The organism is Streptomyces sp. NPDC001700 (assembly GCF_053596435.1).
The window spans coordinates 110,946-126,686 of record NZ_JBSFGE010000021.1; the positions used below are offsets into that span (position 1 = coordinate 110,946).

A 15,741-nucleotide genomic window follows, 5' to 3' on the forward strand; every position below is an offset into this window, starting at 1 on the left:
TCAGCGCGCGGACGTGAGCGGCAGCGCGGGCCATGCGACCCCGGTGAGATCGGGCAGTACGAGGTCGGCACCGTCGAGCGCGGCCGCCGGGTGCGTCGTCGTGACCGCGACACAGCGCAGCCCGGCGGCGCGGGCGGCCGCGATGCCCGCGGGAGCGTCCTCGAAGGCGATCGCGTCGGCCGGGGCCACGCCCAGCGCCGCGCATCCGGCCGTGAAGCCCTCGGGGTCCGGCTTGCCCCGGCTCACGTCCTCGGCGGTGATGAACGCCGCGAACAGACCGGCGCCGCCGACCAGTTCCAGCAGCTCCCCCGCGTGGTCCCGCAGCCCCGAGGTGACGACCGCCATGGGGACGCCCTCCGCGTGCAGGGACTTGACCAGGGCCTCGGCGCCCGGCACGGCGTACGGAGGCGGGCTGTCCGGCCCGGTCTGATAGCCGACGGCCTCCTCGAACAGCTCGTCCACCGTTCCGCCGGGGAACCGGTGCACATGGTCGGCCAGCGCCTCCTTGCCACGGCGCCCCACGAAGGTCGCCAGCAGGGCGTCGTCCACCGGCAGCCCATGGGCCCGGAAAAGCCGGGTCCACGCAGCCCGGCTCCGGTGCTCGGTGGCCACCAGGGTGCCGTCGAGGTCGAAGAGCGCCGCAGTTGAGTTCATGTCCGTTCAGACCTTTCCGAGTAACTGTGCTGAGGGCTCCGGCCGCTCCGGCGGATCAGCCGGTGGCGGCCAGGGAGCGCCAGACGCGCTGGTAGTCGCCGTGCCACGGCGACTGGGCCTCCAGGGCCGCCGCCGCGCGCACGACGGTGGCGTCGTTGTGCCGCCGGGCCGCGACTGCATCCCCACCGGGACGCCGTTCGCCGCGCGGCCGACGGGGCCCCACGGTGTTGCCCGTGGGGTCGTTGCGTACGCCGGTGACCGCGTTGACCGGGCTGATGAGCAGGTCCGCCTCGGCGAAGACGCTCACGAAGGCGTCCAGCAGCCGGGTACGGAGCCGGTCGTAGCCCCGGATGTCGGCGGCGGTCAGCTCGTCATGGCGGACCGGGAGCCGGAAGCGGGTCTCCCGCACGGTGGCGCCGCGCTCCTCCAGCCCGGGCAGCGCCGCCCGCACCAGCGCCTCGGCCTCCGGTTCCACCGGATAGCCGCCGAGGTCGGGGCTGCGAGCGCGAGCGAGGCGTCCTCGACGGTGCGGGCCACCGGGGCGTAGCAGCCCATGGCGTCGCGCCAGCGGTAGGCGTTGGGCCGGGCCGGGGCGGGCACCCTGCCGGACGTGGGCATCATCGTGAAAACGCCGCAGAAGGCCGCGGAGGTGCGCAGCGAACCCCCGGCGTCGAACCCCTGGGCCAGCGGCACCATGCCCGCCGCGACCGCGGCCGCGCTGCCGCCGCAGCAGCCCCCGGCGTTCATGGCCACGTTGAACGGCGTCGAGGTGGGCCCGCGCAGCGCGTTGTCCGTCGTCGCCTTGAAGCCGAACTCGGAGCTGTTCGTCTTGCCGACCACGATCGCACCGGCCCGCTGGAGCCGTTCCACGCACGGCGCCATGTCCGTCGGCACGTCGTCGGCGAACACCCGCGAGCCGCGCATCATCGGCACCCCCGTGACCGGGGCGAGGTCGATGACGGCGACGGCACGCCGAGCAGCGGCCCCGCCTCCTCGCCCGCCATGAGGGCGCGCTCGGCCCGTCCGGCGGCGACCAGGGCCTCCTCGTGGCAGACGGTCACGAAGGTGGTCGCCGTCGTCGATGCGAGATCCTCCACGAGCCGTGTCTCCTTCCGTCCGGGGCCGCCGACCGCCTCTCGGCATGAAGAACACCGGGCCGGGGCATGCGGTTGCGCCACGCAACCGATCCGGGGCGGGAGGTGTTCTACCGGGTGATGGATGAAACAAACGAGCGGCTCACCGAGCAGTTGGCAGCGGATCTCGACGCGGGATTCACCGAACTCGTCCGGGTCCACCTCGGTGCGGTGCACGCGTTTCTCCATCGGGTGTCGGGCTCCGCCGCCGAGGCGGAGGACCTGGGGCAGGACACCTTTCTGCGGGCCTACACAGCTCTGGAGGGATATTCGGCGCAGCGCAGGCGCGAACTGCGGGTCAGACCATGGCTCATGGCGATCGCGATGAACGTCTGGCGCAACCACGTGCGGAGCAGATCGCGCCGCCCCTCGGTGACGGCGCGGATCGAGGAGTCCTGTCTGCCCCTGGCGGACGACTCCCCGGGGCCGGAGGAGCGGACCGCGCTCGCCGAGGACCGCTCCCGGCTGACGGCCGCGCTCGGCCGGTTACCCGAGCTGTACCGGGTGCCGGTGGTCCTGCGGCATATCGCTTGTCTGAGCTACCAGGAGGTGGCCGAGGCCCAGGGAACCCCCGTGGGCACGGTGAAGGCGCAGGTGTCACGGGGTCTGAAGATGTTACGGGCCGAGCTGGAACCGCAGGTGCGGGAAGCGGAGGAGGTGAGACCATGAACGACGAACGAGGCGGCGCGGATTCCCTGCGCGACGGCGCCGATGGCCTGGCCACCCGGCTGACCGGGCTTGCCGAGCCACCATCGGCCGGGCACGCGGTCAGGATCCTGAGAGCCGTCGGCATTCCAGCGCGGCACTACGACGCTTACGTGCGCGCCGACGGCCCCGTGGGGCCGCTGTACGTCTCCTGCGACGAGCACAGGGCGATCACCGGCTCAGCCCTCCCGGCCGCGGTGGGCGGTCCGGAGTCCTTCGAGGCGGCGTACCACGCGCGGGTGGGGCGCCCGGTGTTCCCCGTCAGCGCGTCCCCACCCGGCCTGTCCTCCGCGCTGCGCACCGGGCGCACCGGGAAGCTCCCGTTCGCCCTGGCCGGGCTGACCGACGCGGAACAGGCGCTGCTCGGTGCCGTCCGCTCGATCCCGCCGGGGCAGCTGCGCCCGGCCTCCTGGGTCTCGGCCCGGGCCGGGGTGTCGGCCGCGGAGGAGACGGTGGTGGCGCTGCTGGCGCGCAACCCCGCGCCCGTGCTCGTCCCGTGCCACCGCGTGGAGGTGCGGCGCGGCGCGCCCGGGGGCGCCCCGGGGCCGTACCCGCCGGAGGTGGGCCTGGCGTTGCGCGTCGCGGAGGGGGTCGACGTGGAGTGGGTGAGCCGGTTCGCCGAGCGGCAGGTCCGGTATCTGGGCAGCGATACGACGCGTATCTACTGCCATCCGACCTGTGCGCACGCGCGCCGGATCACCCCGGTCCACCAGGTCCCGTTCCGCTCGGCGGGCGAGGCCGTCGCCTCCGGCTACCGAGGCTGCAAGAGCTGCCTGCCCGAGGCGGCCTGACCGCGCCCGCCCCGATCACGCGGCGCCGCACCCGGTGCAGGGCCTCGGAGCTGACGGGGTGCGGCGGTACCCACCGCAGGAAAGTGGCCGGGCTGCCGGAGGAGTGGGCGCGTCAGCCGGGGCGGCCCGGTTCGGCGACGGCGTGCCGGGGGCCGTCGTCCCGCAGGGCCTCCGCCGGGGCGGCGTCGACCTGGCGCGTGGCCCGTAGCGCGGCCCCCGCCGAGGTCAGCGCCAGCACCGCGAAGACGGCCGTGACCGTGGTGAACGCCCGCATGGCGTCGGCCGCCCCGGGGTGCGGGGCGAGACCGGAGTAGAGGGTGCCGAAGACGGCGACGCCGACGGTGCCCGCGAGCTGGGCGTTGGTGCTGATCACACCGCTGAGGTCGGTCGCGTACCGCCGCTCCACCGCGCTCGTCAGATGGCTGATGAGCGAATGGGAGCTGACGCCGAGTCCGAGCCCGCCGAGGCCCAGCAGCACCAGCAGCAGCGCTCCGTCCTCATGGCCCAGGGCCACCGACGTACTCACGGCGGCGTACCCGAGGGCGAGCAGCAGGCACCCGACCGCGGCCATGAACCGCTGCGCACGCCGGGGCAGGCGGGGCAGCACCGGTCCGGCGATGCCGAAGGCGGCCACCCACGAGACCATGGCCAACCCGGCCTGGGCCGGGCTCTGGCCGAGACCGTGCTGAAGGTACAGCGCCAGGACGAACAGCAGGGCCAGATAGGTGAGCGTGGTCAGCCCGTGCGCGATCAGGGCCCAGCGGACCGGAGCCCGGCCCACCACGTCGAGGCGCACCAGGGGGCGGCCGCCCGCGGCTCCCAGCCGCCGTTCGACGACCACGAACCAGACGAACGCGGGCACGCTCGCGACCAGGGACAACCAGCTCCACACCGGCCAGCCCTGATCGCGTCCGAACACCAGCGGGACGATGGCGAGCGACACGGCGGTGGACAGCGCGCACACCCCGTGCAGATCCAGCGTCTGACGCCGCGTCACCGCGTCGGGCGGCAGCGCGCGCAGCCCCGCCAGCAGGAGGACGACGCCGATCGGCACGTTGATCAGGAAGACCGGCCGCCAGCCGGTGCCGAGGATGTCCGCCGAGACCAGCAGCCCGCCCAGGACCTGGCCGACGATCGCGCCGCCGGACAGGGCCAGCGTGTAATACCCGATGGCCCGGACCCTGGCCTGGCCGGTGAAGTGCAGCTGAATCCCGCTCAGCACCTGCGGGACCATCAGCGCGGACGAAGCCCCCTGGCACAGCCGGGACACGATGAGCGTGACCGGCTCGGGCGCGATGCCGCACGCCAGGGAGGTGACGACGAACCCCAGCAGGCCGAGCAGGAAGATCCGCCGGTGCCCGTGGGTGTCGCCCAGCCGGGCGCCGGTCACCAGCAGCACGGCGTACGCCAGGATGTAGCCGGAGACGACCAGGTCCACCTGGGCCGCGGAGGCGTGGAGGTCGGCCTGGATCGAGGGAGCCGCGATGTTCACGATCGCGGTGTCGATGTTGGCCATGAACTGACCCACCAGGAGCACCGTCAGCAATGCCGCCCGGCCTGCCCGGCCCGCGGACTCGCTCCCCATCCCGTCGTCTCCCTCCGTCACCTTCCGCCGACGCGCCCATCGGAGCCTTCAGCCCATGGGAGCCTTCAGCGGAGTCTTCCGAAGGGATAACACCGCGGCCGCGCCACGGGTTGCACCGACGGCGCCCGGAGTTCACCGCGCCGGGGCGACGGTGGTCGCGGTGCGGCGGAACTCGCTGGGGTTGGCGCCCCGGACCCGTTTGAACGCCGCGCTGAAGCCGAAGGGGTCGGAGTAGCCCACGGTGCGGGCGATGTCCGCGACGGTCGCGGCCCGCCGCTCGACCAGCAGGTCCGCCGCGAGGGTCATGCGCCAGTGGGTGAGGTAGGTCAGCGGCGGTTCGCCGACCAGGTCGGCGAACCGCTTGGCCAGCGTGGAGCGCGACACCCCGGTGCGCTCGGCCAGCGCGGCGACCGTCCACGGCGCCGCCGGTTCGGCGTGCAGCAGGCGCAGCGCGTGGCCGACCACCGGATCCCGCTGCGCGGCCCACCAGGCCGGGGGCGCGCCGCCGGGCCGGTCGAACCATTCGCGCAGCGTGCAGACCAGCATCCAGTCCAGCAGCCGGTCGAGGACGACCTGCTGGCCCGGTGTGTCGACGGCGACCTCGGCGGCGAGGTGGTCCAGTACCGGGTCGGCCGTGCCCCCGGCGTCCACGCGCAGTACGACGGGCAGCGCGTCCAGCAGTCGGCGGCTGATCTCGCCGCGCACCGGATAGGCGCCGACGATCAGGGTGGTCGCACCGGGGCCATCAACGGCGTCGCCGTCGTCGTTCCAGCCGAGCCGGTGGCGGGTCCCGCCCTGCTCGGGGGTCGCGCAGTGCTCGCCGCACGCGATCGGTTCGGCCCGGGTGCCGACCTCGTCGACGAAGGTGAACGTGGCGGGGCCGCGTACGACGACCGTCTCGTGGGCGCGCAGCGGCTCGGGCGGGCCGTGCTCCGGCACGATCCAGCCCGCCCCGGTGAGGACGGCGCACAGGGTCAGCGGCGCGCCGTCCACGAAGTGCAGCGCCCAGGGCGGGGACAGGGTCGAGCTGCCGAACAACGAGCCATGGGCCCGCACCCCACGGATCAGGTCACTGAAGGCGTCCACCTCGGCGAGTCTAGACGGTTTGGACGAACGCACAGGCGATCCGGCCTCTCGCCTATGGGATCGTCCGGATCGGCCGTGTTCAATCGAGGTCATGAGCAACGACGCCATGAACGACACCTTGAGCAACGACAACGACACCACCCTCGTCCTCGGCGCGACCGGCAAGACCGGGCGCCGGATCATCCCCCGGCTGCGGCTGCGCGGCACGCCGGTACGGGCCGCCTCCCGGTCGAGCGAAACCCGGTTCGACTGGTCGGATACCGACAGCTGGGACGCGGCCCTGCGGGGTGTCGGCGCCGTCTACGTGGTGGCCCCGCAGGTGCCGGGTCCGGTGCACGAGTTCGTGGCGCGGGCCGAGGCCGCCGGAGTGCGGCGGCTGGTGCTGCTCTCCGGGCACGGCGCCGACACCTGGGGCGACTCCCCGTTCGGGCTGGACATGCGCTCGGCCGAGGACGCCGTACGGGGCTCGGCGCTGGAGTGGACCGTCCTGCGCCCGTCGAACTTCGCGCAGAACTTCGACGAGGACGTCTTCCGGGCCCCGCTGCTCGCCGGGGAGCTGGCGCTCCCAGCCGGTGCGGTCCCCGAGCCGTTCATCGACATTGACGACCTCGCCGACGCGGCGGCCACGGTGCTGACCGAGCCCGGTCGCCACGCCGGACGGATCTACGAGCTGACCGGACCGCGTGCGATCACCTTCGGTGAGGCCGTCGAGCTGATCTCCCGGGCGTCCGGGCAGCCCATCGCCTACCGGCGGATCTCCCCCGACGAGTACGCGGCGACGCTGGTCAAGGAGGGTTTGAGCGAGGACGACGCCCACCACGTCGCCGAGATGTTCGTGATGATGGAACGCGGGCTGATCGCCGGGACGACGGATGACCTCGCCACTCTGCTGGGGCGGGCGCCCCGGACCTTCGAGGACTACGTCGTGCGGGTGGCGGCGGCGGGCGCCTGGCGGCGCTGACCGCCCTGCTCGCCACCCGAGCGGTCCAGGTGGTCCGGGATGAGCGTGCGCAGCAGGTCCGCCACCAGCGCGGCGGCGTCCGAGAGGGGCTGCACCTCGGGGGTGCACAGGGACATGGCGGTGCGCACCCGGCCGTCGGCGAACCGGTAGGCGCGTATCTCGTCGGGGGCGAAGTGGGTCCTGGCCGCGCTGAGCGGCAGCACCGTGGCGCCGAGGCCGCTCACCACCGCGTCCCGCAGCACCATGCCCGTCTCGATCTCCGCGACGACCGAGCAGTGCAGCCCGGCGGCGTGGAAGGCGGCGTCGGTGATCCGCCGGACGGTGTGCAGTTCGTTCGGCAGGATGAACCCCAGCCGGCTCGCCTCCTTGAGCGTGACGGTGTCCCCGCGGCTCGCGACGGTCGGGATCTTCGCGCTGGTGATCAGGTGGAAGTCCTCCTCCAGGACCTGCTGGACCGCCAGCCCCTTCACATAGCCGGGGTCGTAGATCAGCGCCATGTCCACCTGGCCGAGCAGCACCGCCTGGCTCATGACCACCGTCAGGTTCTGGATCAGCTGGAGGTGGATGTTCGGATACCGCTCGCGCACCATCCGCAGCAGCGGCACGGCCAGGCCCGGCGCCATGCTGTACGAGGCCAGGCCGACGGTCACCAGCCCGGCCGGGGTGTCGCCGCCCGCGTGCAGGTCGATCCGTGCGGCCTGCTCCAGCCGGAGGATGCCCTGCGCGTAGCGGTAGAGGGAACGCCCGGACGGGGTGACCTCCACACCCCGTCCGGTGCGTTCGAGCAGGCGGGTCTTGACGTCGTGCTCCAGCGCCGAAATGTGCTGGCTGAGCGCCGATTGCGTGATGTGCAGCGAGTCCGCGGCCCTGGTGATGCTGCCGATGTCCACGACCCGGACGAAGTAGGCGAGCCTGCGGGTGTCCATCGCTCTCCTCCTCGCCGGTCGATGCGGTGAACCTACCCTCCGTGGCCGGTCCGGGGAACGGGTGTGGAGGTCGCCCGCGAGATCACCTCGTAGACGGCCGCGTGGTCCGCGCCGCCGAGCCCACGGTCGAGCAGCTCCTCGAACAGGGCCCCGGTGCGCCGCGTCTGCGGCAGCCCGGCGCCCAGTTCGTCGGCGACTTCGGCCGCGTACCGGAGGTCCTTGACCTGGTTGGCCGCGCTTCCGCCGAGGCTGTACTCCCGGTCGAGGATCTTCGTGGCCTTGGCGTCGAGCACGGCCCCGGCGGCCAGGCCGCCCTGGAGTACGCGGACCAGCTGCTCGCCACGGAGCCCGGCCCGGCGGGCCAGGTCGAGGGCTTCGGCGACGGACACCAGCGTCGCCGCCACGATCACCTGGTTGCACAGCTTCGCCACCGTGCCCGCGCCGGGCGGGCCCATGTGCTCGACGGTGGTGGCGAAGGCCCGCAGCACCGGCTCCACCAGGCCGTACGCCTCCGGGCTCGCGCCGACCATGAGGCTCAGCGTGCCCGCGCGGGCCCCGGCGTCACCCCCGCTCATCGACGCGTCGGCCAGCGTGACACCGGACCGGCCGAGCCATTCGGCGAGCCCGTGGGCCTTCTCCCGGGACGTGGTGCTGAGCACGACCACATGCGTGGTGCCGTGCTCGGCCCAGCGGCGCACCACGGGGTCGGGGGCGACCGCGTCGAAGTGGTCGATGTCCGGCAGGGCGGACAGCACGATCCGCGCGCGAAGCTCCCCGGGGTGTGCGACGGCCCGGTCCCCGCGGGTCCAGGCCCGTTCACGCCTCTCACTCCTCGACGACCAGGCCCTTGGCCTTCAGCTTCTCCACGAGGCCGTGCACCTCGATCAGCGTCGCGTCGCCGCGCCGGTGCCGCGCCCGGATTCCGGCCTCGTGGTCCTCGCGCTCCTGGCAGAGCCGTGCGACGTCTTCCGCCTCCAGCGGGTCGACCACGACGATGCCGTCCGCGTCGCCGCGCAGGATGTCGCCGGGCCGGACGATCTGCCCGCCGATGGAGATCGGGCGGTTCACCGGGCCCAGGGTCTCCTTGACCGTGCCCTCGATGCAGACCGAGCCGGAGAACACGGGAAAGCCCAGTTTCCGCAGGTCCGCGCTGTCGCGCACACCGGAGTCGGTGACGAACGCGGCCAGCCCCTTGCTCTGGCACGCGGTGGCGAGGACATCCCCGAAGGAGCCCGCCTGCGCGAACTCCGAACCGGCGACGATCACGACGTCACCGGGCTGCGCGTACGAGATCGCGACCTGGACCATGATGTTGTCGCCCGCCTGCGCGTCGACCGTGAAGGCGGGGCCGCAGAACGACATGGCGGGGTCGACGGGCTTCAGCCGGTGCGCCAGCGCGCCCTTGCGGCCCTGCGCCTCGTGGATGGTGGCGGCGGAGAACTGGCCGAGCGCGGCCACCACATCGGCGGACGGCCGGTCGATCTTGGTACGGACGTGAATCATGGCGGGCTTCCCTTCGTTCGGGGCTTCGTGCGGTGGGGTCACTTCTCGGGGTCTACGGACATCCGCAGCACCGTCTTGGACGACCGGGACGAGTCCGCCGCACAGCCGAAGGCCTCCGTGGCGTCGTCGATGCCGAACTCATGGCTGAGCACCGCGTCGAGCGACGGGTCGGCGGCGAGGACGGCGATCGCGGTGTCGAGTTCGGTGTCGAAGCGCTGCGATCCGTACAGGGCGATCTCCTTGGCGATGACCGCCGACATGGCCACCGGCACCGGTTCGCTCGGCAGCATGCCGAGCTGGAGCACGGCGCCACCGGGGCGCACCGCGCGCAGGGCGGTGGCGAGCGAGGGCACGGCACCCGCCGCCTCGACCACCACGTCGAACGCGGACTCCGGGACGGCACCGCCCCGGGACAGGTTCACGGTCTCCCCCGCGCCGACCGCCGCCGCGACCATGAGCGGGAAGTCCTGGAGGTCGGCGGCGACGATCTCGGCGGCGCCCGCGTGGCGGAGTCCGGCGATCGCGAGGGCGCCGATCGGGCCCGCGCCGCTGACCAGCGCCCGCGCGCCGCGTACCCGCTCGCCGAGCCGCGCCACCCCGTGCAGGGCGACGGACAGGGGTTCGGCGAGCACGGCCCGGCGCAGCGGGAGCCCGTCGGGCAGCGGCCGCAGCTGCCCGGGCAGCACCTCCAGCAGCTCGACGAACCCGCCCTGGGTGTGCGGCTGGGTCGAGGCGCTGCCGAAGTACGTGCCGCCGGGGCGCAGATGGAGACCGGTGGCGCCGGTGGCGCCGGGCGGCGCGCAGGGGGTGGCCGGGTGGAGCGCGACGCGGGTGCCGACGGCCGGTGCGTCGTCCCGTACGTCCCGGCCATGCCGCTCGATGACGCCGACCACCTCGTGGCCGAGCACCAGCGGCTCGGTGACGGTGTACGGCCCGTTGCGGCCGTCCGCCGCGTAGTGCAGGTCCGAGCCGCAGATGCCTCCGTACACGATGCGGACGGCGACCCGGTCCGGCGCCACCTGGAGGTCGGGCAGGGTGTCCACGCGCAGGTCTTTCGGTCCGTGGACGACGACGGCTTTCATGTCGGTGATACTCCTTTCGTCAGTGCGGGTTCACCGGGTTCACCGGGTTCACCGGGTTCACCGGGTTCACCGGGTTCACCGGCCGAGGTAGCCGCCGTCGACGGGGATCACCGTTCCGTGGATGAAGCGGGCGGCGTCGGAGGCGAGGAAGAGCGCGGCCCCGGCGATGTCCTGCGCCGTGCCCCACCTCCCGGCCGGGATGCGTTCGAGGATCTGGCGGTTGCGGGTCTCGTCGGCGACGAGCGCGGTGTTCATCTCGGTGGCGATGAACCCCGGCGCGATCGCGTTGACCCGTACGCCCTTCGGCGCCCACTCGTTGGCCACCGACTTGGTGAACTGCCCGACGGCGCCCTTGGACGCGGCGTACGCGGAGGCCGTGAACCCGCCGGTGAAGGAGAGCATCGACGCCAGGTTGACGATCACCCCTGCCCCGCGTTCGAGCATCGGGCGGCCGAACAGCTGCGTCAGCTCGACGACCGTCCGGACGTTGAGCTGCTGCACCCGGTCCCAGTCCTCGAGGGGGAAATCCTCTACGGGGTGGCGGAGGTTGAGCCCCGCGTTGTTGACCAGGATGTCGACCCGGTGCTCCCGCAACACCTCGGCCGCGACGGCGCGTACCCGCGCGGGGTCGCCGAGGTCCGCCACCACCGGTACGTACTTTCCCTCGTGCGAGGCGGTCTCGCGGCGGTGGATGCCCACCACGGTGGCGCCGTTGCGCAAGTAGAGGTCGGCGATGGCGTGCCCGATGCCACTGCTGGCACCGGTGACCACGGCGGTCTTGCCGGTCAGGTCGGCGGTGAACGGAACGTCGTTGTCCACTGTGGTGTCCACGGTGGTCTCCTCATCATGTGTCATGCGATGTGCGATCCGCCGTTGACGTCGTAGGTGACGCCCGTGAGATAGCCCGCGTGCTCGCCCAGCAGGAAGGCGATGACCGCCGCCACATCGCGTACGGTGCCGATCCGCCCCACGGGCAGCTCCTGGAGCAGCACCGCCTTGCGTTCGTCGGACAGGCGGCCGCCCATGATGTCGGTGTCGATGGAGCCGGGCGCCACGGAGTTGGCGGTGATGCCGTACGGGCCCAGCTCCCGGGCGAGCGTGCGGGCGAAGCCCAGCAGCGCCGCCTTCGAGGCCGAGTACGCGGCGCGCCCGTACACACCGCCGCCGCGCTCGGCCGAGGCGGACGAGACGTTCACGATGCGGCCGAGCCGGTGCCCGGCCATGATCTGCGCCGCGGCGTGGGTGACGTGGAAGGTGCCGTTGAGGTTGACGTCGATCACCCGGTGCCACTCGGCCTCCGAGACCTCCAGGAACGGTACGGGCGAACTCACCCCGGCGTTGTTGACGAGGCCGACGAGCTGCGGCAGCGCCTCGTCCACCCGGTCCACGGCCGCCTGCACCGCGCCCCGGTCGCGGATGTCCACGCCGATCCCCAGGCAGGGCACACCGTGCTCGTCCTGGAGCCGGGTGGCGAGGTCCTGGCAGGCGTTCTCGTCCAGGTCGAACACGGCGACCGACCAGCCTTCGGCCGCGAGCCAGGAGGCGGTGGCCCGGCCGATCCCTCGCTCGGAGGCGGCTCCGGTGACGATCGCGGTGCGTTCAGACGGGAATGTCACGGTTCTCCTGCCATACGGTAGACAAAGCGGGCGGTCGGCGAAGCGGGCGGTCAGCGTGTGCGGGGCAGGACGTGTCGGAGGTACGCGGCGTTGGTGGCACCCACGCTCAGGCCGTCGCCGCCGTAGTGCTCGACCACGAACGCCCCGCCGAACCCGTGGGCGATCGCGTACCGGACGGCGGCGCGGTAGTTCACGATGCCGAGTTCGAGCGAGGCCGGGTGGGTGAGGACGGTGCCGGTGGCGGGGTCCTCCAGCCGCGCGTAGTTCTTGATGTGCCAGTAGTTGGTGCGTGGCGCGGTGACCGACACCAGGTACTCCCAGGAGTCGACCGGCCGTTGCTGCCGGATGAGGTTGCCGAGGTCGGGGTTGAGCCCCACCGCGTGGTGTCCGATGTCGTCGAGGAAGCGGATCGCCTCGTCGGCGCTGCCCAGGTACGTGTCCTCGTACAGCTCCAGGGACAGTTCGACGCCGATGTCGGCGGCGTGGTCGCCGAGTTCCCGGAACCGGCGTACGGCCAGCTCGCGCACCTCGGGATCGCCGGGTGCCACGTCCCCCGGCACGGTCCAGAACCACAGCGCCCGCTGCTGCTCCGGGGTCAGGGTGTCGTGGAGGCCGAGGCACACGATGTCCGCGCCGAGGGCGGCGGCCGCGTCGATGGTCCGGTGGGAGAAGGCGAGGTTGCGCTCTCCCCGCTCCGGATGGATGACGCTCTGCCGGACCACGCCCACCCCGGGCACCGCGAGCCCGGCGTCGTCCAGCACCTCGCCGAGCGCCGTCAGCCGGGCCCGGTCCAGGTCGCCGAGCGGCAGCCAGGCGGTGGACAGTTCCAGGTGGGTGAACCCCTCGTCCACGACGGGCTGCAGGAGGCGGCGCCACTCGTCGGGGTCCAGCTTCTCCACCGGGGTGCCGTCCGCCGCGTGCGGTGGGAACTGGAGCATGGCGGCGGCGATCGGCCACGCCTCGGGCGTGTGCGGCACGGGGAGTTCGGACGGAACCACCAGGGACGGCCGCTCGGTGTGCACGGCGGACACCGGGGATACGGCGGGCCTAGCCAATGCGAAGACCTCCGTTGATGTTGTACGTGGCGCCGGTGATGTACCCGGCCTCCTCGCCGAAGAGGAATTCGATCAGCGCGGCGACATCACGGGTCGTGCCGAGCCGCCCGACCGGCAACTGCGCCAGGAACGCGGGCTTGCGGTCGTCGGTGATCCGGCCGCCCATGATGTCGGTGTCGATGGTGGCCGGTGCCACCACGTTGACCGTCACTCCGTGCGCGGCCACTTCGAGGGCGAGCGCGCGGCTGAACGCCTCCATCGCGCCCTTGGACGCGGCGTAGGTGGACTTGCTGTACGTACCGCCTCCGTTCTGCATCGCCGTCGACCCGAGGCTCACCACCCGGCCGTAGCCGCGCTCCACCATGCCGGGCACGACCCGCTTGCTCACCACGAAGGTGCCGGTGGCGTTGATCCGCATGACGCGTTCCCAGGTGGCCAGGTCCGTGTCCAGGAAGGACACCGGTGAGCTGACGCCCGCGATATTGGCCAGCGCGGCGACGGGCGGCAGGTCCGTCTCGAACGTGGCGACGGCGGCGTCCACGGAGGCGGGGTCGGCGATGTCCGCGACCACACCGGCCGCCGCGACGCCGTGCTCGGCGCCCAGCGCGGCGGCCACCTTCTCGACCTCCGCGTCGACGTCGAGCAGGCCGAGGCTCCAGCCCGCGGCGGCCAGCCGCGCCGCCAGCGCGCGGCCGATGCCGCGCTCCGAGGCCGCGCCGGTGATGACCGCCGTGCCGTGCACCGCCGTGCCGCGATGTCCAGGGTCGTCCGTCATGTGCTGTCCCTCTCGTCGTCGTGTTCGGTGTGATGAACGCAAGTGCCGTACGGAAAAGGGCCGTTGACCGTCTCGTCGGGCTGCTCGCCACGGCTCACCGCGATCAGCGACGCCATCACGCTCGCCGAGACGGCGGCGGTGTAGTGATCCGTCCAGCAGAGGGAGTGCGGGGCGAGGGTGACGTTGTCCAGCGCGGTCAGCGGGCTGTCCGCCTTCAGCGGCTCCTCGGTGAACACGTCCAGGCCCGCCCCGGCCAGCCGTCCGTCCGACAGCCGCGCGGTGAGCGCCCCCTCGTCGACCACCACGCCACGCGAGACATTGATCAGCCGGGCGGTCGGCCGCATCAGCGAGAGTTCGCGTTCGCCGATGAGATGCCGCGTGCCGGGGTTGGCGGCGACGGTGACCACGACGTAGTCGCTCTCCGCCAACACGCCGTCCAGGGACCGGAGTTCGACCCCGGCCTCGGCCGCCTCGCGGCTGCGGTCGCTCCGGTTGTACGCAAGCACCCGCAGCCCCTGCGCACGGACCCGGTGCGCGGTCTCCAGGCCGATGCCGCCCAGTCCGATGATGCCCACCGTCGCGCCGGTCAGCCCCGGACCGCGCCACACCCCGCGCTCCGCCCACCGCCCTTCCCGTACCAGGCGGTCCTTGACCACGAGGTGGTGCGAGAGCGCGTACAGCAGCGCGATCACGGAGTCGGCCACCGGCCTTCGTACGGCGGCGCCCGTGTTGGTCACCAGCACCCCGCGCCGGGCGCAGGCCTCGGTGTCCACGGCGTCGAACCCGGCGCCGAACCGCGCGACGTGGCGCAGCCGCCCGTTGCCCGGTAGCGACGCGGCCGAGACCCGCTCATGGCCCAGTACGAGGACCGCGTCCGCCTCTTCGAGCTGGTCGGGCCGCAGCTCCTCGACCTCCTCGTCCAGCACCCGCCACGCCAGCCCGGCGTCGGTCAGCCGGGAGAGTCCGATGTCGCCAAAGACGGTCGTCCCGTCCGGCTCGGCATAGCCCCGGGTGACCACGACCTGGTACGCCACGTTGTCACCCGTTTCCCTGAGAGCCGGCGGCGGTGGCGAGGCCGTCGATCGCCTCGATGTCCGCCGGGGCGAGTGTCAGGTCGACGGCGGACAGGTTCCGCTCCATCCGGTCCCGGTGTGCGGACTTCACGGTCACGGCCACCTGGTGGTGCAGGTTCCAGGCCAGGACCACATCGCGCGCCGAACGGCCGTACCGCTGTGCGATATCGGCGAGCACGGGCGCGTCGAGGTCGGTGCTGCGCAGCGGGCTGTGCGCGCTGAGCACCACGCCACGGCGGCGCAGCGCTTCGGCGAAGTCCGGGTCGTAGTCGCCGGGGCCCCACTGCACCTGGTTGACGGCGGGATACACCCCGGTGGCCTCGTGCAGGGCGTCGATCAGCTCGATGGAGTAGTTGCTGACGCCGATGGCCCGTACGAGCCCCTCGTCGCGGGCGCGGATGAACTCGCGCCAGCTGGTGACGCCCGGGAAGCCGCCCGGCGGCCAGTGGATCAGCCAGAGGTCGACGTAGTCGCAGCCGAGCGCGGTGAGGCTCTGCTCCAGCGTCAGCCGTTCCCGGCCGACCTGGTCGGGCGGCATCTTGGTGGTCACGAACAGGTCGGACCGGGGCGTGGCGGACGCCGTGAGGGCCGCGCCGACGGCCGCTTCGTTGCGGTAGCGGGTGGCGGTGTCGACGAGCCGGTAGCCGACCGAGAGCGCGGTCAGCACGGCCTCGGTGGCCTGGTCGCCGCGCATCGGATGGGTGCCGAAGCCGAGCAGGGGCATGACGCGGCCGCCCGCGTCGGCCGTGGGGATCATCCCGCCCGCTCCGGGCTGGAGGGTCGTATCCATGACTGT

General features: G+C 72.9%; 19 protein-coding genes and 1 pseudogene. 3 read left to right on the forward strand and 17 right to left on the reverse strand.

Translation table 11 applies throughout. From position 1 onward, the window contains the following. From ACWC5C_RS31795 to ACWC5C_RS31810, 4 genes are read right to left on the reverse strand one after another with little or no spacing between them, the layout of a single operon-like run. Entirely contained in the window at window positions 1–654 is a 654-nt protein-coding gene (locus ACWC5C_RS31795; protein WP_450881049.1) for an HAD family hydrolase, read from the reverse strand. A 55-nt stretch (window positions 655–709) separates the two neighbouring features. After that, entirely contained in the window at window positions 710–1,063 is a 354-nt protein-coding gene (locus ACWC5C_RS31800) for a hypothetical protein (RefSeq protein WP_450881051.1), read from the reverse strand. Beyond that, a complete protein-coding gene (locus tag ACWC5C_RS31805) occupies window positions 1,018–1,581 on the reverse strand; it encodes an amidase family protein (RefSeq protein WP_450881053.1) in 564 nt (187 codons plus the stop codon). Before ACWC5C_RS31805 ends, ACWC5C_RS31800 begins: the two co-directional genes overlap by 46 nt. After that, window positions 1,578–1,751, reverse strand: a complete 174-nt coding sequence (locus ACWC5C_RS31810) for a hypothetical protein (protein WP_450881055.1) — start codon at window positions 1,749–1,751, stop codon at window positions 1,578–1,580. Before ACWC5C_RS31810 ends, ACWC5C_RS31805 begins: the two co-directional genes overlap by 4 nt. Before the next feature lie 117 nt (window positions 1,752–1,868). Between ACWC5C_RS31810 and ACWC5C_RS31815 the strand changes: the two genes are divergently transcribed. Both ACWC5C_RS31815 and ACWC5C_RS31820 read left to right on the forward strand, forming a co-directional pair. After that, the gene (locus ACWC5C_RS31815; RefSeq protein WP_450881057.1) at window positions 1,869–2,456 is read left to right on the forward strand and encodes an RNA polymerase sigma factor; all 588 of its coding nucleotides are present in this window, start codon (window positions 1,869–1,871) and stop codon (window positions 2,454–2,456) included. After that, window positions 2,453–3,283 carry an MGMT family protein gene (locus tag ACWC5C_RS31820; protein ID WP_450881059.1) on the forward strand — a complete coding sequence of 277 codons (831 nt, stop codon included), beginning with the start codon at window positions 2,453–2,455 and terminating at the stop codon, window positions 3,281–3,283. The genes ACWC5C_RS31815 and ACWC5C_RS31820 overlap by 4 nt, the downstream gene beginning before the upstream one ends. A gap of 112 nt (window positions 3,284–3,395) precedes the next feature. On the opposite strand, the gene ACWC5C_RS31825 is transcribed toward ACWC5C_RS31820, so the two are convergent. Both ACWC5C_RS31825 and ACWC5C_RS31830 read right to left on the reverse strand, forming a co-directional pair. After that, entirely contained in the window at window positions 3,396–4,868 is a 1,473-nt protein-coding gene (locus ACWC5C_RS31825; protein ID WP_450881061.1) for an MFS transporter, read from the reverse strand. Between the two features lie 132 nt (window positions 4,869–5,000). Further along, a complete protein-coding gene (locus ACWC5C_RS31830; protein WP_450881063.1) occupies window positions 5,001–5,954 on the reverse strand; it encodes a cupin domain-containing protein in 954 nt (317 codons plus the stop codon). Window positions 5,955–6,045: 91 nt separating this feature from the next. Between ACWC5C_RS31830 and ACWC5C_RS31835 the strand changes: the two genes are divergently transcribed. Next, complete coding sequence (locus ACWC5C_RS31835; protein ID WP_450881065.1) at window positions 6,046–6,915, forward strand: NAD(P)H-binding protein; 870 nt, start codon at window positions 6,046–6,048, stop codon at window positions 6,913–6,915. Here ACWC5C_RS31835 and ACWC5C_RS31840 read toward each other — a convergent pair. The 11 genes and pseudogenes from ACWC5C_RS31840 to ACWC5C_RS31890 all read right to left on the reverse strand — a co-directional run bounded on the left by ACWC5C_RS31840 (window position 6,873) and on the right by ACWC5C_RS31890 (window position 15,735). Continuing rightward, window positions 6,873–7,841, reverse strand: coding sequence for a LysR substrate-binding domain-containing protein (locus ACWC5C_RS31840; protein WP_450881067.1), 969 nt, complete (start codon window positions 7,839–7,841; stop codon window positions 6,873–6,875). The two genes, ACWC5C_RS31835 and ACWC5C_RS31840, sit on opposite strands and share 43 nt — an antisense overlap. A 32-nt stretch (window positions 7,842–7,873) precedes the next feature. Then, window positions 7,874–8,296 carry an NAD-binding protein gene (locus ACWC5C_RS31845; RefSeq protein ID WP_450881121.1) on the reverse strand — a complete coding sequence of 141 codons (423 nt, stop codon included), beginning with the start codon at window positions 8,294–8,296 and terminating at the stop codon, window positions 7,874–7,876. Between the two features lie 6 nt (window positions 8,297–8,302). Continuing rightward, window positions 8,303–8,647: pseudogene (locus ACWC5C_RS31850) on the reverse strand (NAD(P)-binding domain-containing protein); the annotation flags it as partial. A gap of 19 nt (window positions 8,648–8,666) precedes the next feature. Next, window positions 8,667–9,344 carry a 4-carboxy-4-hydroxy-2-oxoadipate aldolase/oxaloacetate decarboxylase gene (locus tag ACWC5C_RS31855; protein ID WP_450881069.1) on the reverse strand — a complete coding sequence of 226 codons (678 nt, stop codon included), beginning with the start codon at window positions 9,342–9,344 and terminating at the stop codon, window positions 8,667–8,669. Between the two features lie 38 nt (window positions 9,345–9,382). After that, a complete protein-coding gene (locus ACWC5C_RS31860) occupies window positions 9,383–10,426 on the reverse strand; it encodes an L-idonate 5-dehydrogenase (RefSeq protein WP_450881071.1) in 1,044 nt (347 codons plus the stop codon). 75 nt (window positions 10,427–10,501) lie between these two features. Next, window positions 10,502–11,281 (reverse strand): SDR family NAD(P)-dependent oxidoreductase, encoded by a 780-nt coding sequence (locus ACWC5C_RS31865; protein ID WP_450881073.1) that lies wholly within the window; start codon window positions 11,279–11,281, stop codon window positions 10,502–10,504. After that, on the reverse strand, window positions 11,278–12,042 hold the full coding sequence (locus ACWC5C_RS31870) for an SDR family NAD(P)-dependent oxidoreductase (RefSeq protein ID WP_450881075.1): 765 nt from the start codon (window positions 12,040–12,042) through the stop codon (window positions 11,278–11,280). The genes ACWC5C_RS31865 and ACWC5C_RS31870 overlap by 4 nt, the downstream gene beginning before the upstream one ends. A gap of 50 nt (window positions 12,043–12,092) precedes the next feature. Further along, window positions 12,093–13,097: a sugar phosphate isomerase/epimerase family protein gene (locus ACWC5C_RS31875; protein ID WP_450881077.1), complete on the reverse strand. Its 1,005-nt coding sequence runs from the start codon at window positions 13,095–13,097 to the stop codon at window positions 12,093–12,095. After that, the gene (locus ACWC5C_RS31880; RefSeq protein WP_450881079.1) at window positions 13,090–13,872 is read right to left on the reverse strand and encodes an SDR family NAD(P)-dependent oxidoreductase; all 783 of its coding nucleotides are present in this window, start codon (window positions 13,870–13,872) and stop codon (window positions 13,090–13,092) included. The genes ACWC5C_RS31875 and ACWC5C_RS31880 overlap by 8 nt, the downstream gene beginning before the upstream one ends. Then, window positions 13,869–14,906, reverse strand: a complete 1,038-nt coding sequence (locus tag ACWC5C_RS31885) for an NAD(P)-dependent oxidoreductase (protein WP_450881081.1) — start codon at window positions 14,904–14,906, stop codon at window positions 13,869–13,871. The genes ACWC5C_RS31880 and ACWC5C_RS31885 overlap by 4 nt, the downstream gene beginning before the upstream one ends. Window positions 14,907–14,910: 4 nt before the next feature. After that, on the reverse strand, window positions 14,911–15,735 hold the full coding sequence (locus ACWC5C_RS31890; RefSeq protein WP_450881083.1) for an aldo/keto reductase: 825 nt from the start codon (window positions 15,733–15,735) through the stop codon (window positions 14,911–14,913). Between the last annotated feature and the right edge of the window lie 6 nt (window positions 15,736–15,741).